The organism is Bradyrhizobium sp. (assembly GCF_049581145.1).
Taxonomy (GTDB): Bacteria; Pseudomonadota; Alphaproteobacteria; order Rhizobiales; family Xanthobacteraceae; genus Bradyrhizobium.
On the sequence record NZ_JBAURI010001335.1, the window covers coordinates 1 to 14,481 of the forward strand.

At 61.8% G+C, this 14,481-nt stretch carries 14 protein-coding genes; 5 read left to right on the forward strand and 9 right to left on the reverse strand.

What is annotated here, in order from left to right:
* A partial coding sequence (locus WCB02_RS42505; protein WP_423969152.1) for an acyltransferase family protein occupies positions 1-844 on the reverse strand: 844 nt, incomplete at its 3' end.
* A gap of 458 nt (positions 845-1,302) precedes the next feature.
* On the opposite strand from WCB02_RS42505, the gene WCB02_RS42510 reads away from it, so the two are divergent.
* The 5 genes from WCB02_RS42510 to maiA all read left to right on the forward strand — a co-directional run bounded on the left by WCB02_RS42510 (position 1,303) and on the right by maiA (position 6,740).
* On the forward strand, positions 1,303-2,553 hold the full coding sequence (locus WCB02_RS42510; protein WP_423969155.1) for a CaiB/BaiF CoA transferase family protein: 1,251 nt from the start codon (positions 1,303-1,305) through the stop codon (positions 2,551-2,553).
* Positions 2,554-2,780: 227 nt separating this feature from the next.
* Positions 2,781-4,184 (forward strand): 3-isopropylmalate dehydratase large subunit, encoded by a 1,404-nt coding sequence (gene leuC, locus WCB02_RS42515; RefSeq protein WP_423969157.1) that lies wholly within the window; start codon positions 2,781-2,783, stop codon positions 4,182-4,184.
* 3 nt (positions 4,185-4,187) lie between these two features.
* Positions 4,188-4,823, forward strand: a complete 636-nt coding sequence (gene leuD / locus WCB02_RS42520) for a 3-isopropylmalate dehydratase small subunit (protein ID WP_423969159.1) — start codon at positions 4,188-4,190, stop codon at positions 4,821-4,823.
* Positions 4,820-5,959: a 3-isopropylmalate dehydrogenase gene (gene leuB, locus WCB02_RS42525; RefSeq protein ID WP_423969161.1), complete on the forward strand. Its 1,140-nt coding sequence runs from the start codon at positions 4,820-4,822 to the stop codon at positions 5,957-5,959. The genes leuD and leuB overlap by 4 nt, the downstream gene beginning before the upstream one ends.
* 121 nt (positions 5,960-6,080) lie before the next feature.
* Positions 6,081-6,740, forward strand: coding sequence for a maleylacetoacetate isomerase (gene maiA, locus WCB02_RS42530; RefSeq protein ID WP_423969164.1), 660 nt, complete (start codon positions 6,081-6,083; stop codon positions 6,738-6,740).
* Between the two features lie 8 nt (positions 6,741-6,748).
* Here the strand turns inward: maiA and WCB02_RS42535 are convergent, their stop codons facing one another.
* The 8 genes from WCB02_RS42535 to WCB02_RS42570 all read right to left on the reverse strand — a co-directional run.
* Entirely contained in the window at positions 6,749-7,822 is a 1,074-nt protein-coding gene (locus WCB02_RS42535; protein WP_423969167.1) for an amidohydrolase family protein, read from the reverse strand.
* Between the two features lie 45 nt (positions 7,823-7,867).
* A complete protein-coding gene (locus WCB02_RS42540; RefSeq protein WP_423969169.1) occupies positions 7,868-8,758 on the reverse strand; it encodes an NAD(P)-dependent oxidoreductase in 891 nt (296 codons plus the stop codon).
* A gap of 15 nt (positions 8,759-8,773) precedes the next feature.
* The gene (locus tag WCB02_RS42545) at positions 8,774-9,514 is read right to left on the reverse strand and encodes an ABC transporter ATP-binding protein (RefSeq protein WP_423969171.1); all 741 of its coding nucleotides are present in this window, start codon (positions 9,512-9,514) and stop codon (positions 8,774-8,776) included.
* Positions 9,504-10,256, reverse strand: a complete 753-nt coding sequence (locus WCB02_RS42550) for an ABC transporter ATP-binding protein (RefSeq protein ID WP_423969173.1) — start codon at positions 10,254-10,256, stop codon at positions 9,504-9,506. Before WCB02_RS42550 ends, WCB02_RS42545 begins: the two co-directional genes overlap by 11 nt.
* Positions 10,253-11,188, reverse strand: a complete 936-nt coding sequence (locus WCB02_RS42555) for a branched-chain amino acid ABC transporter permease (RefSeq protein WP_423969175.1) — start codon at positions 11,186-11,188, stop codon at positions 10,253-10,255. Before WCB02_RS42555 ends, WCB02_RS42550 begins: the two co-directional genes overlap by 4 nt.
* Positions 11,185-12,051 carry a branched-chain amino acid ABC transporter permease gene (locus WCB02_RS42560; protein WP_423969177.1) on the reverse strand — a complete coding sequence of 289 codons (867 nt, stop codon included), beginning with the start codon at positions 12,049-12,051 and terminating at the stop codon, positions 11,185-11,187. The genes WCB02_RS42555 and WCB02_RS42560 overlap by 4 nt, the downstream gene beginning before the upstream one ends.
* A gap of 61 nt (positions 12,052-12,112) precedes the next feature.
* Entirely contained in the window at positions 12,113-13,360 is a 1,248-nt protein-coding gene (locus WCB02_RS42565) for an ABC transporter substrate-binding protein (protein WP_423969180.1), read from the reverse strand.
* Positions 13,361-13,539: 179 nt separating this feature from the next.
* Positions 13,540-14,481 (reverse strand): NAD(P)-dependent oxidoreductase (locus WCB02_RS42570; RefSeq protein WP_423969182.1); only part of this gene is annotated, 942 nt, incomplete at its 5' end.

Consider the following 14,481-nt stretch of genomic DNA (forward strand, 5'->3'; position numbering starts at 1 on the left):
CTCCCACCCCAGCCATCGGCACATTGGTGATGAGTCTGGACATCTTGGTCTTGTCGCCCGCCCAGATGGTCGTCGCTGCCCCGAAACAAGGGAGCAATGTCGAGACTGCAGGATTCGGCGTATCCGATCTGAGCAGCATCAAGCTTGCCGCGATGCAGGCGAGGCCAATTCCCGATAGCCCTTCCGCTGCCGCGCGGCTCGGACGAAATCGCTCCTCAAGGGGCATAATGAGCGCGCCAAATCCAAATTCGTAGATTCGAAACGGCGTCAAGAAAAATACTGCCGTGGGATCAAACCGGCTTTCGATCATCGAAGCAAGCAATGAAACAAGCGTCGCGAAAGCGACGATTTCAAATGTTCGGCCGAATCTCCGGGCCAGCACAATGAGGACCGGCCAGATCAGGTAGAACTGCTCCTCGAGCGACAATGACCAGCAGTGCAGGAGCGCCAGCTCGTCGGAATTGGCGGCGAAATACTGATGTGACTCCCTCCAATATTGGATGTTGGAGATCCATAAGAGAGCATGCGTGCCTTCCTTCGCGACGTCCAGGAACATCAGCGGTGAACACCACAATGCGCCGACGACATAAGTCAGCGCCACGGTAAATATCAAAGCCGGAAAAATGCGGCGGGTCCGGCGCACATAGAATTGCGCGAAGGAGAAGCGGTCAGTGTTGAGATCGATCAGGATATTTCGAGTAATCAGGTAGCCCGATATGACAAAGAAAACATCGACCCCGACAAAGCCGCCTGCAAAACCATCGACCTTTAAGTGAAAGAGGACGACGCTGATAACGGCAACCGCACGCAGCCCGGCTATTTCGGAACGATACTGATTTACCACGGCATCGAGTCAATGTCGGGATTGAAGCAAAGTTTTGACCGACGGCAAGACAGCAAGCTCGTCTCGCCATCCGGAGGTCGCTTTGGCAGAAGGGGGCATCTTCAGTTGGTCCGGCAGTTGGCGGCCGCTCCGACCGCAGCGAACTCCACAGTGAGCCGGAATGACCGATTTGACGCGCTCAAGGCCGCGAGCCGCCGGACGTTCTGCGAAATCCGGGCCAGCGTCTTGGCTCTTGTCCTCGAGGGCTTCGGCTCTCCCGGAGGCCAATGCCGGCGGCCTTTTCCCTTCTGGACTTCCCGAGGACGGATTCCGCACACCGGAATGTACCGGGGGCATTCCCGCCAAGCAGAGAGCTGCCGCACGCGGCGGCCTTGTCGTCCTGAGGACATAAACCCTAAGGTCGCGGTGAAGCGCCGGCTTCGCCAATAATCCAAGATAAAACAAGGGAACGCCCGATCATGACGACGAGACTGCCATTGCCAGACCGCCCGCCACGCGCGAAGGACGCGCCGACCGCCCTCGACGGTCTGCTGGTGGTGGATTTTACCCGCGTCGTCGCGGGTCCGGCCTGCACGCAAACGCTGGCGGATTTCGGCGCCGAGGTCATCAAGATTGAAAATCCGGATGGTGGTGACGACACGCGGGCGTACGAACATGCCGAAATCGGCGGGGAAAGCGCGGCGTATCTCAGTCTGAACCGCAACAAGCGGGGAATTGCGCTTGATCTTGCCGTGCCTGAGGCGCGCGACGTCGCTCGAGCCCTGATGTCGCGAGCCGATGTGGTGGTGGAGAATTTTTCCGGCGGCGTGATGACGAAGTTCGGCCTCGACTATACGTCGATCGCGCCGGCGAATCCTCGCCTGGTTTATTGCTCGATCTCGGCTTATGGCCGCAAGGGTCCGTTTGCGTTACGACCGGGATTCGATCCGATCACGCAGGCCGAAAGCGGGTTCATGTCGCTGAACGGCTTTCCCGATGGACCGCCGGTTCGCACCGGACCTCCCATCGTCGACATGGCGACGGGGATGTCGGCCTGCAATGCCATCCTGCTGGCGCTGATCGCGCGCGATCGGCTTGGAAAGGGGCAGCACGTCGAGGTGGCGCTATTCGACATCGCGATGGCAATGACCGGCTTTTACGGCATGGCCTATCTGATCAGTGGCGCAAATCCGGGCCGCTTCGGTAATTCGCCGAACGGCTCGCCGACGGTCGGCGTCTATGAGGCATCCGATGGGCCGCTCTATATGGCTTGCGCGAATGACCGGTTGTATCGCCGTCTGGTCACCGAAGTGCTCGAGCGGCCTGATCTGATCACCGATCCGGAGTTTGCAACGCGGAAAGCCCGGACAGCCAACAGGGAGAAATTGCGCGCAATCATCGCCAGCATCTTTGCCGGCGATCAGTTGGAAACCTGGATGGCGAAGATGAAAAAGGCCAATATACCGGTTGGCTATCTACGCACCGTCGAGCAGGGTTTTAATGCTCCGGAGGCGCGTGAACGGCATCGGCTCAGCCAAATCCCGCACCCGACGGCCGGATTGATCCCGAACATCGAGACTCCGCTGACGATGGGGTTGACACCGAGCGTCGATCCGACGGCGGCGCCCCTGTTGGGCGAACATACCAGAGACATTCTCCGGAAAACGCTCGGCTATGACGAACATCGTCTTGCGGCGCTTGCGCAATCAGGCGCCTTTGGGAAGGCGTAAAATCCTCATTGAGCACCCTCATGGCCTGATCCATGGTCGGACGGATGAGCCGACGCGAAGCTGATATGCTGCCAAGGCATCGGTCTTGCGGGCTTCAGCCCCTAGCCGGACGGCGGCTGGACATGCTTTGATGCCGGCAATTCGAAACCCTGAAGATCGACCGTGCAAAACGGCGGTTATCGAGGCCGTGATCGCCGGCCTGGGAAACTCGAGGGAGGATTCTGCAGATGCCGGGCCGTACGCTATTGGCCAAGATCTGGAACCAGCATGTCGTCGCACGGCTCAGCGAAGACACCGATCTCCTCCACATCGATCGTCATTTGCTGCATGATCTGGGCGGGTCGCGGGGGTTACTGGACCTCAAAAGTCGCGGCCTCAAGGTCCACAATCCGGAATTGACGTTTGCGACGCCAGACCACGCCATTTCGACGGCGCGCGGGCGCGCCGGAACGATCAAGATCGGGCAGGAGCTATTGGTATCGCTCAGGGCCGAAACGTCGGCCAGCGGCATTCAGATGTTCGATATCGACCAGCCCGGCCAAGGCATCGTCCACGTCATCGGACCCGAGCTCGGCTTGAGCCTTCCGGGGTGCGTGATCGTCTGTGGTGACAGCCATACCTGCACCCATGGCGGTCTCGGGGCGCTGGCGTTCGGGATCGGCTCGAGCGAACTCACGCATGTGTTGGCGACACAGGCGCTGATCCAGCGCCGGCCCAAAACCATGCGTGTCAGCTTTGAAGGCAAGATGCCGCTTGGCGTGGTCGCCAAGGATCTGATCCTCGCATTGATCGGCCAGATCGGGGCGGCCGGTGGTACCGGCTATGCGGTCGAATATGCCGGCAGCGCCATCCGCGACATGCCGATCGAGGGCCGGCTGACCATCTGCAATCTCTCGATCGAGCTCGGCGCCAAGATGGGCATGGTCGCGCCGGACGAGAAGACTTACGAATATCTGCGCGGGCGGCGCTACGCGCCGCATGGCGACACATGGGGGCTGGCCGTCGAGGCGTGGCGCAGGCTTCCCAGCGACGCGGACGCGGTGTTCGACAGGGAAGTCGTCATCGACGTCGCAAAAATCATCCCGCAAGTGACCTGGGGCATCAGCCCCGAGCATGTCATCGGCGTCGATGGTCGCGTTCCCGACCCACAGGCGGTTGACCATCCGGCGCGTCGTGCCGCGGTCGAAACCGCGCTCGATTACATGGGGCTGCAGCCGGGGGCGCCGATTGCCGGCACCCCGGTGGATTGGGTTTTCATCGGCTCATGCACCAATAGCCGTTTGAGCGATTTGCGCGCGGCCGCCGAGGTCGCTCGAGGCCGCAAGGTCGCCGCCGGGGTGCGGGCCTGGGTGGTGCCAGGCTCGGAGACGGTCAAGCGCGAGGCCGTGGCTGAAGGGCTCGACAGGCTGTTCACGGATGCCGGCTTCGAATGGCGTGAGCCGGGCTGTTCGATGTGCCTTGCCGCCAATGGCGAGACGGTGCCGCCCGGCCAGCGCTCGGTCTCGACGTCGAACCGCAATTTCGTCGGCCGCCAGGGGCCGCGGGCGCGCACCCATCTGGCGAGCCCGGCCAGTGCAGCGGCCGCAGCGATCGTCGGCGCCATCGCCGACGTGCGAACTCTGGGGCGCTAAATCATGCCGGAACCGTTCAACAAGCTGACGGCGATTGCCGCACCGATCATGCGCAGCAATATCGACACCGATGTCATCATCCGGATCGAACGCCTGGTCGGAAACAACATTCGCGGCACGCTCGGCAGATGGGCGTTCGGGTCCCTGCGTTATCTGCCCGATGGCGCGGAGAACCCCGCTTTCATCCTGAACCGCGATCCGTACCGGCAGGCGGAAATCCTCGTGACCGGGCCGAACTTCGGCTGCGGGTCCTCCCGGGAGGGAGCGGTGTGGTCGCTGCAGGAGATGGGCATACGCGCCATCATCGGCTCCGGGTTCGGCGATATCTTCTTCGCCAACTGTTTCCAGAACGGGATTCTTCCCATTGTCGTCGACGAGGACATCGTCGATGGGCTGGCTGCGGAGATCGAGGCGACACAGGGAGCGGGACGGGTCAGTGTCGACCTCGAAGCGCAGACAATCTCATCGCCATCTGGAAAGCAGCATCATTTCGAAATCGATCCACGGCGGCGCGCGGGTCTGCTGCAAGGTCTTGGGGAGGTGGCGCTGACGTTGCAGCGCGACAATGAAATCCGCAACTTTCAGGCCGCGGACCGCGCGGAGCGACCCTGGATCCATTTTGCGAGGCGGCCGGCATGAACAATACGTCCAACATGGTGAAGGTTGCCGTTGTCGGCGGCGAGGGCATCGGGCCTGAGGTGACGGCGCAGTCGCGTCGAATCCTCGACTGGTTTGCCGCCAAACGCGGCGTCCCGATGACGCTGCGCGAAGCCCAATACGGCGTCATTCCGTATCTCGAGACCGGCAAGGTGCTGCCGGAAGATACCGTCGAGGCGATGGACGAGGCTGACGCCATTCTTTGGGGAGCAACCGGCGGTCCGGAGACGAAGCAGGTTCCGCCAGCCGCACGCAAGGCCGGAAGCCTGCTGTCGCTGCGCAGCAAATACGATCTCTACGCCAATCTCCGTCCGATTGTGGCCCATCCGGCACTGGCCGGCGCGGCACCGCTCAAGGCCGAAGTGCTCAAGGGCGTCGATTTTGTGATCATCCGCGAGCTCACCAGCGGAATCTATTTCGGTGAGCCGCGCGGCATCGAAACCCTGCCCGACGGGCAGCGGCGCGGCTTCAACACCGAGCAATACACCACCAATCAGGTGCGCCGTGCGGCGCGGGCCGCATTCGAATTGGCGCGGACCCGAAGGGGCAAGGTCTGCTCGGTCGACAAGGCCAATGTGCTGGAGACCAGCGTGTTGTGGCGTGAGGAGGTGATTGCACTCCACACGCAGGAATTTTCCGATATCGAACTGACCCATCTCTATGTCGACAATGCCGCCATGCAGATCGTGCGGGAGCCGCGGCAGTTCGACGTGATGGTGACCGGCAACATCTTCGGCGACATCCTTTCCGATTGCGCGGCGATGGCCTCGGGCTCGCTGGGGATGCTGCCGTCGGCATCGCTCGGTCCGGTCGATCGCTTTGGCCGGCGCAAGGCGCTCTACGAGCCGGTCCATGGCAGTGCCCCCGATATAGCGGACAAGGGTATCGCGAACCCGCTCGGATCCATTCTCAGTGTCGCCATGATGCTGCGCCTGACGCTGAACCGCGCCGAAGACGCGAACCTGCTCGAGGCGGCCGTGGCCGCGGCGCTGGCCGCCGGCGCGCGGACCATGGATATCGCCGAACCCGGCGCCACGAAGCTGTCGACGGCGGAGATGGGTGACGCGGTGTTGCTTGCGCTCGAGAAAGTCGCCGGCAAGGAACGGGAGCGCGCGTGATGGAGGGCCGGCGCGCTCGACGCCCACGCCAAGGTGACCTGGAGCAGGTCTATCTTTTTCCGTCGGCAACCGCACAATAGGGCTGAAAGGGCGGGCAGTCCGCCCAGCTATGGGTCTTGCGATGGCTATTCAAATCTATGGATTCTGGCGGTCGATCGCGTCGTTTCGGGTCAGGGTGGCGCTCAAGCTCAAGGGCCTGGCGTTCGAGGAGATCCCGATCGACATCCTGACCGGCGAACAGTTCGAGCCCGACTATGCGGCCGTCAATGCCGAGCGGGTGGTGCCGACGTTCATCCACGCCGGCCATACGCTGTTTCAGTCGCTGGCGATCATCGAATATCTCGACGACATCCAGCCCGAGCCACGGCTTCTACCGCGTGAGCCACGTGAGCGGGCCTATGCGCGCTCGCTGGCGCTGATGACGGTCGCGGACGCCCATCCCCTGCTGGTGCCGAGGGTCCGCAATCATCTGGCGAAGACCTTTGGCGCCGACGCGCAGGCGATCGAGGATTGGGGGAAGCACTGGACGAACGAGGGGCTCGCGACCTACGAGCGGGTTCTCGCCGGTCGCGCGCCCGCGCCGTTTGCTCTCGGTGGAGAGCCTGGCCTGGCCGATATCTGCATTGCCGGTCACGTGGTCGGCGCACAATATGTCAAACTCGGACTGGATGCGTTTCCGACCGTTGCGCGTCTTGCCGAGCAATGCTTTGCGTTGCCGGCCTTTGCGACCTCTCATCCGCTCGAGCAGCCGGGCTATAAGGCGGCTGCCGCGCCGCATTGACGATCATCTCACAGCTCGAGGCCAAGCAACCGCGCCGCGTTGCCGCCGGCAATCTGCGCCAGTGTCACTTCATCCATTCCGTCGACGCCTGCGACATGTCCGATTGGATTATATTCGGCCATGTCGAACGGATAATCGGTTCCCATCAGGATACGGTCGGGACCGAACAGGTCGATCAGATAGGCCAGCTGGTGATAGCTGAACACCACGGTGTCGAGATAGACCTGCCGCAGATAGGTCGTCGGCGGTAGCGGCAAGTCGGCATGCGAATCCCGGCGCGCGCCCCAGGCGTGGTCGATGCGACCGGAATAGCCGGGAAGATAGCCGCCGCCATGCACGGCCATCAATTTCAGCTCGGGAAACCGCGCCAGCGTTCCCGAGAAGATCAGATTGTGGAGCGCGAGCGTCGTATCCAGCGGGTTTCCCAGCACATTGTTGAAATAATAGTGGGTCAACCGTTCGCCATGGGTAAATCCGTTGGGGTGCATCATGATGAAAGCACCGAGCTGTTCCGCCTTTGCGAAAAAAGGACGAAACTTTGCGTCGGACAGCTCCTGGCCGTCGACATTGGTCAGAATCTCGACGCCCTTGAGCTTGAGCGTGCCCATGATGTAGTCGAGCTCGCGCACGGCAAGCTCGGGCTCCTGCAGCGTGACGACGCCGAGGCCTGCGAAGCGATCAGGCTGGCGGGTGCAATATTCCGCCACGCCATCATTGGCTAGCCGATGCGCCGCCTCCGCGATCTCTGCGTCGACGGAATAGTAGCATTGGTTCGGCGCTGGAGCCACGACCTGGATATCGATGCCCATCCGGTCGAGGTCGGAAAGACGACGGTCGATCGTGGTCATCACCTCGCGGATGTCCTTCTCCTGTTGCGCGTTGATCTCCTTGCTGGCTTCATCGGCAAAATGCGCCAGCGGAATGCGGCTGAGATCGACATGCGGTTGCGCCAGCGCGGCGGCCTGGGGGACCACGATATGCGCGTGAATATCGATCGTCGGGGAAGCAGGGCGCCTGGCGAGGCCGTCGGCGTCATGGATACGTGCGGCGGTGCGGCCATAGCGGTTCTTGCGATCGATCATCGAGGTGGATCCGTTGTTGAATTGGCGACGGTCAGGACGGTTGAATTATGGCGCAGGTCTGCGTTGCGGCCAGCGGGTCGAGATTGCGGTGGCGTCGGCCTCGGCGAGACCGGCGGCTTCCGCTTCCTCGAAACAAGCCAGCGCGCTGGCGGCGACCGGAAGCTCGGCGTGGAGAGAGGCGGCGAATTGCACCGCGGTGGCGAGATCCTTTCGTGCCGCGCTAAGGCCGAACGCAGTTTCACCCGGTGGCTGGCCGTTCAAAACTTTGGCAATGATGGCGCCACGCCCCTTCATCGCGGTTGGGGTGCCGGCGGTGTCGGACAGGATATCGATCAGCCGGTCCGCAGGAAGATTGAGCGGCTTGCAGATCGTCAGAGATTCGCCGAGCGCCTGCCAATAGACCAAGAGCGGCAGGTTGACCGCCAGCTTCATTGTCGAGCCTGACCCGAGAGCGCCCATAGGTTCGATCCGGCGGCACAGTTGCTCCAGAATGGGCATCGCGCGTGCGACATCCGCGGTCTCGCCGCCAACCATCGCGAACAATTTCCCTTCCTTCGCTGGGCCCGTACTCCCAGCCACCGGCGACTCGACAAAGGCTGCGCCCTGCTGCGCGGCCGCGGCGCCGATCGTCTGCATCGTATCCGGGCGGACCGTGCTCATATCGATGATCAGCTTGCCGGCGAGTTGTGCCTTCAGAATGCCATTCGGCCCGCGGTAGACCGACTCGCTTGCCGCATCATTCAGCAGCATCACGATTGTGGTCTCGCAGCCGTCGACGAGTTCCGCGGGAGATGCGAAACTTGTGGCCCCTGCCTCGGTGAGAGGTTGTGTCTTGGCCGGATTGCGATTCCAGACGCCGACCTCATGTCCGACCGCGATCAAACGCCGTGCGATCGCCGTTCCCATTCGTCCTGTCCCGCATACGCCGATTTTCATGTTGGGCCTCGTCGTTCAGTGGTTCTTCGGTTGGTGCGCATGATAGATGCCGAGATTTTGCGCGATCAGGTCCTCGTTATTCCGGAGCTCGCTTGCGCTGCCGACGAATGCGCAGCGCCCGGTATTGAGAACCACGGCGCAATCGGCGACGTCGAGAGCGAGTTGCCGATTTTGTTCGACGAGAATGATGGATTGGCCTTCTTCCTTCAACCGGCGGATGGTGCGGCCGACTTCCGCGACGATCAGGGGAGCGAGGCCTTCCGACGGTTCATCCAGCAAGAGTACCGTCGGGTTTCCCATCAGCGCGCGCCCGATCGCCAGCATCTGCTGCTCGCCTCCGGACAGCGTGCCGGCGAATTGCGCATGGCGCTCTCGCAAACGGGGAAACATGTCGTAGATGCGCTCGATGCTCCATCGTTTGGCGCCGGCGTCCCTCGGCCTTCGGGCAACCACCAGATTCTCGCGAACCGTCAGTGAAGGGAAGACACGACGCCCCTGCGGAACGAGGCCGATCCCGAGATGTGAAATCCGTTCGGGACTGAGGCCGTCGATCCGCTCGCCAAACAAACGAATTTCGCCGTGGTGCGGTCGGAGAAAACCGATGATGGTCGAAATGCAGGTCGTCTTTCCCGCGCCGTTGCGCCCCAACAGCGCCAATACGTCGCCCGATGACAGCGAAAAGCCGACGTCATGCAGGATATGGCTCTCGCCATAAAATGCATCGATGTTCGACAGGCTGAGCGCGTCAGACGCCAAGGTACACCTCGCGGGTTCGCTCATCCGCGATCACCGCATCACGTTCGCCATCGACGATGACGCGGCCATAGTCGAGCAACGTCACAGTCTCCGCCAGATCAAGCGCGGTATCCATGTCATGTTCGATCATGATCAAGGTCGTGTCGCGGGAAATTGACGCGATCAGCGCCTTCACGGTGGATCGCTCCGTGTTCGAGAGCCCGGCCAAGGGTTCGTCCAGCAGCAGGACGCGTGGCCTTTGCGCGAGCGCCACCGCCAGTTCCACACGGCGCTTTTCGCCATAGGCGATATCGGAGACCGGATGCGCGGCCAAATGCAGGAGCCCGACGGCGTCCAGGGTTCGGCGAGCTTCGGTCGCGAGATCCGAATAAAAACCGATCGGTCGCCACATCTGCCAGCGGGCGGGGCGTAATCCCAGCAGGCCCAGCGTGACATTGTGCTCAAGCGTATCGCCGGGGAAGAGGGTGATGATCTGGTAGGTTCGCGACAGTCCGCAATGCGCGCGCTTGTAGGGCGGAAGTTGTGTGATGTCGCGATCGAACAGCTTGATGCGGCCGGAACTCGGCCGGAGATCACCGCTGATCTGGTTGAACAGCGTGGTCTTGCCGGCGCCATTGGGACCGATGATCAACCGCCGCTCCCCCGCCCGAACCGTCAGGGACACGTTGTGCGTGACCGTCAAACCGCCGAAGGCCTTCTTCAGATCAACCACTTCGAGCGCATGGGTGGTCGCGGCGGTCATTTGAGCCTCCCGCGCAAGCCTGCCAAAAGCTTGCTGACCCCGGGAACGATGCCGGTCGGCATCACCAGAACGATGAACAGGAACACCAGACCCAACAGCATGTTCCATCGCTCGATATAGGCCGACGCGTAATTCTTCAATAGCAGCACGAGTGTCGCCCCAACGACCGGTCCTGCGATGGTCCCCGAGCCACCCGCGATGACGCCGAGCAGAGCTTCGGCCGAACTCTGGGTCGAAAGCGCCGTCGGGTGGATATACTTGCTGTAATAGACGAAGAGCAAGCCGGACACACCGCCCCAGAAGCCGGCATAAATAAATGTGATCCATCGGATCAGCCAGGGATTGAAGCCGAGCGCAGCCATCCGGCGCGGCTGGTCGCGCACGCCCTTGAGCGACGATCCGAACGCCGACGAGACGAATGCCGTCATCATCAGAAAAGCGAACAGCGCCACGATCAGCACGAACCAGTAGAAGGAAGCAGGGCTATCGAGCGCGATTCCGAACGGCGTCGGCCGGGTCAGGCCTGCAATGCCATTGTCGCCGCCCGTGATGTCGGACAGGCGGTAGGCGAGGCCCCATAGCACCTGCGACAAGGCCAGCGTGATCATCAGGAAGCCAAGTCCCGTGGCGCGGAGCGCGATGACGCCGAAGAAGGCCGCCATCATGGTCGTTGCCGCGATCGAGACGATGGCCGACGTGCCATGGCCGTAGCCATATTTGCTGGTCAGGAGCGCCGAAATGTACGCGGCCACCCCAAGATAGGACGCGTGACCCAGCGAGGTCATGCCGCCAAAGCCGACCAGCAGATTGAGGCTGAGCGCGAAAATCGCGGCGATCAGGATCTGGCTGGCCAGGTTGACATAGAAGTCGCCCGCGATGAAGGGCGGAAGAAGCAGCAATCCGGCCGTCAACGCTACAGCAAACCACTTCATGCGGCGATGCGCCCGAATAGGCCTTGCGGGCGGAACGCGATGACGAAGATCATCGGCAGGAACAGGATGATGTAGGCCAATTCCGGAAACAGCGCTGTGCCGAACGTGTAGATGAAGCCGATGATGAAGCTGCCGATGAAAGCTCCGAGCAGGCTGCCGATACCCCCGAGAATGACGACGATCAGCGCCAGCGGAAGCATATCGGCATCCAGTCCCGGATAGGCCGACAGGATCGGGCCGCCCAGCGCCCCGCCTGCGCCGGCAATTCCCGCACCGAGGCAAAATACGATGGTGAATAAATTCGACACGGGAATGCCGACCGCTCGCGCCATCTGCCCGTCGTCGACGCCGGCACGGATCATGGCGCCCAGCCGTGTGCGCTCCAGCAGAAAATAGAGCGCAAGAGCGACCGCGACGGCGCATCCAACCAAGACGAGGCGATAGGTCGGAAACACGAAACCAAGCAGCCGCGTCGGGGCTTGCAAATTCCGCGGCGTCGGCACCGGAATGGAATCGCCGCCCCACAGCATCAGGCACGCGTCTGAGATGATGAAGGACATCCCCAGTGTGACCAGCACCTGGCCAAGCGGATTGGTCTTCAGTCGCCTCAGCACCAGCCGTTCGAACAGACCGCCAATGGCCGCGACAAGGATGCCGGCGCCGATCGCGGTGACCCAGATATCCAGCTTCTCGAAGGAGCGCAGCGCCGTCGCCGCGAAATAGGTGCCGAGCATGAAGAACGCGCCATGCGTCAGATTGGCCAACCGCATCAGGCCAAAGATGAGGGAGAAACCCGATGCCAGCAGGAACAGCAATCCGCCAAGCGACAGGCTGTTGAGACCTTGAATGATCCAGAATTGCATCGCCGGCCGATCTTGTTCCTGACTGTCACGAGACCGGCATGCGCTGCACCGGCAACGAAGATCACTGCTCCAGGTTTTTTGCCGGCGGATAGTCGCGCGAATAGACCGGATTCTTCAGGAATGCGGTCTTGTCGTAGGTCCAGAACTGAGTGACGTCGGGGTAGGTCTTGATCACCGCATTGACCAGCCTTCCATCGCTCTTTGTCACCTTGCGGATATAGACATTCCCGATCACATTGCCGAATTCGTCGAATTTGATGCGGCCACGAATGGTTTCCGCGTTGCTGCCGCGGATCGCAGCCATCAGCGCCGCTCTGTCCTCGACGTTGCCCCTGGTTGCCTTCAGCGCAGCTTCCAGGACTTCGCCGGAAACATAGGTGCTCGCGGCGTAATAGCCCGGATCGTATTTGAATTGCTTGCGGAATGCCGGCGCGAACGCCTTGTTGAGCGGGTTGTCGAGTTCAGCCGAATACCAACTCGTGGTCAGGATTCCCAAAGCTTCGTCGCCCATGTTGCGCAGCACCGACTCATCAAGCGCCGTCATGCCGCCGATCACGGCCATCTTGTCTTTCAGGCCGTATTCGATGAACTGTCGCAGGAAGCGGAAGCCATTTGATCCAGCGGTACCAAGGAAGATCGCATCCGCGGACTTGACCTCAGCGATGTAGCTGCCGTAGTCGGGGGTCGCCAACGGGGTAAATATCTTCTGAATGATCTTGCCGCCATTGTCCTCGAAGACGCGCTGGAAGCCGGCGCACATTTCATGGCCGTAGGCGAAGTCGTCGGCAATCGTGACGATCGTCCTGTATTTCAATTCCTTGACGGAATATTCAGCCAGCGGATAGGCGCATTGCGCCGAGGTCGATGTCAGCCTGACAAACCAGGGACTTGGATGCCGCTGCGTCATGTCCTCGGCCGCCGAGACGCCGAGTGTCGGCATCTGTTTTTCGGTGAGATAATCGGCGATCGCCAGTGCTTCAAAAGCCGCGAGCGGCCCGATGATGCAGTGGACGTCGTCCTTTTCGATGAGTTCCTGCGCCTTGGTTCGCGCCGTTGCCGGAACGCCGGCCGTATCCGCCACGATCAATTCGACCTTGCGACCCGCGAGCGTGTTGTCACGCTGCTTCAGGAACATCGTCAACGCCAGTTCCATGTCGATGCCGCCCGAGGCGAGCGGGCCGGTCTTGGCAGCAAGCAGGCCGACGCGGATCGGCCCATCGCCTTGTGCCGAGACGAGATTGGGATTGGCCAGGCTGGCGATGCCCGCACCGGCAAGGCGGCCGACGAATTGTCGTCGCGAAATCGTCATCCAGATCCTCCCGGGATCGCCACGTGGGATTGGCGGCCTTGTTCTCGTTGGTTGAGCGATTTATCCGACGGATGTTCTAAATGATCAAGTGATAACCATGCCGCGACAGCTGCGTGCCCCGAAATTCCAGCATCGCGGGGGATTGCTTGCCGGTATTGATGCAGCGCACTCTGGCGCGTCTAACCAGGCTCCCTGGGAGACTTGACGATGGTCGTCCTCAACACTTCAAAGACCGACGCCGTATCCAGGTCACCCAATCCCATCGCCATTGCCTGCGCATAAACCGGCTGGGTGAGCGCGAACAGCGGCGTTGCGCAACCGACGTCGTCGGCGAACGCGGCGATAACCGCCATGTCCTTCTTCCAGGTCGATATCTTCATGGTCGCGGGCTCGTAGACGCGCTCGACCATCATTGGCGCACGAAGCTGGAACATGCGCGAGCCCCCGGCGCCGGGACCAACCATTTCGACCACCAGTTTCGGATCCAGTCCGGCGCTCTCCGCCAGCAACATCGCCTCCGCGGTCGCGACATTGTTGATCGCAACCAGGTGGTTGGCGATGAACTTCATCCGGCTGCCGTTGCCAAATCTGCCGAGATCCGCGCTTTGCTTGGCGAAATCGGCAAACAGGCTCGCGCATTCGGCGATCGCCGCACTGTCGCCGCTCGCATAGACGACGAGATCGCGCATCCTGGCCTGCGCACCGGTGCCGCTGAGCGGACAATCCAGCGTGATATGACCGGCCTGCTCGAGAATGGCTTCGCAGCGCAGTTTGTCGGCGAGGCTGAGCGTGCTGAGTTCGACCACGATCCGCCGCGGCTGTCCGGAACCGGCAACGGCTTGGGCGACTTGTTCGACCGCGGCGGGGCTTGGCAGACTGGTCATGACGATCGGCACGTCGCGTGTGAGCTCAGCGATATCTGCGGCGATCGTAACCTTGGCTTGCGCGAGTTCGGCGCATCGCGCGGGATCGGTATCGAAGCCGACCACATGCCAGCCCCGATCGATCAGGTTGCGCGCGATCGCGCCTCCCATGATGCCGAGCCCGACAATCCCAACGGTTTTGTCCATCCTGTTCGTTTCCCGAGGTTGATTTCGATTGACGGGCCACCCGGCCCACGC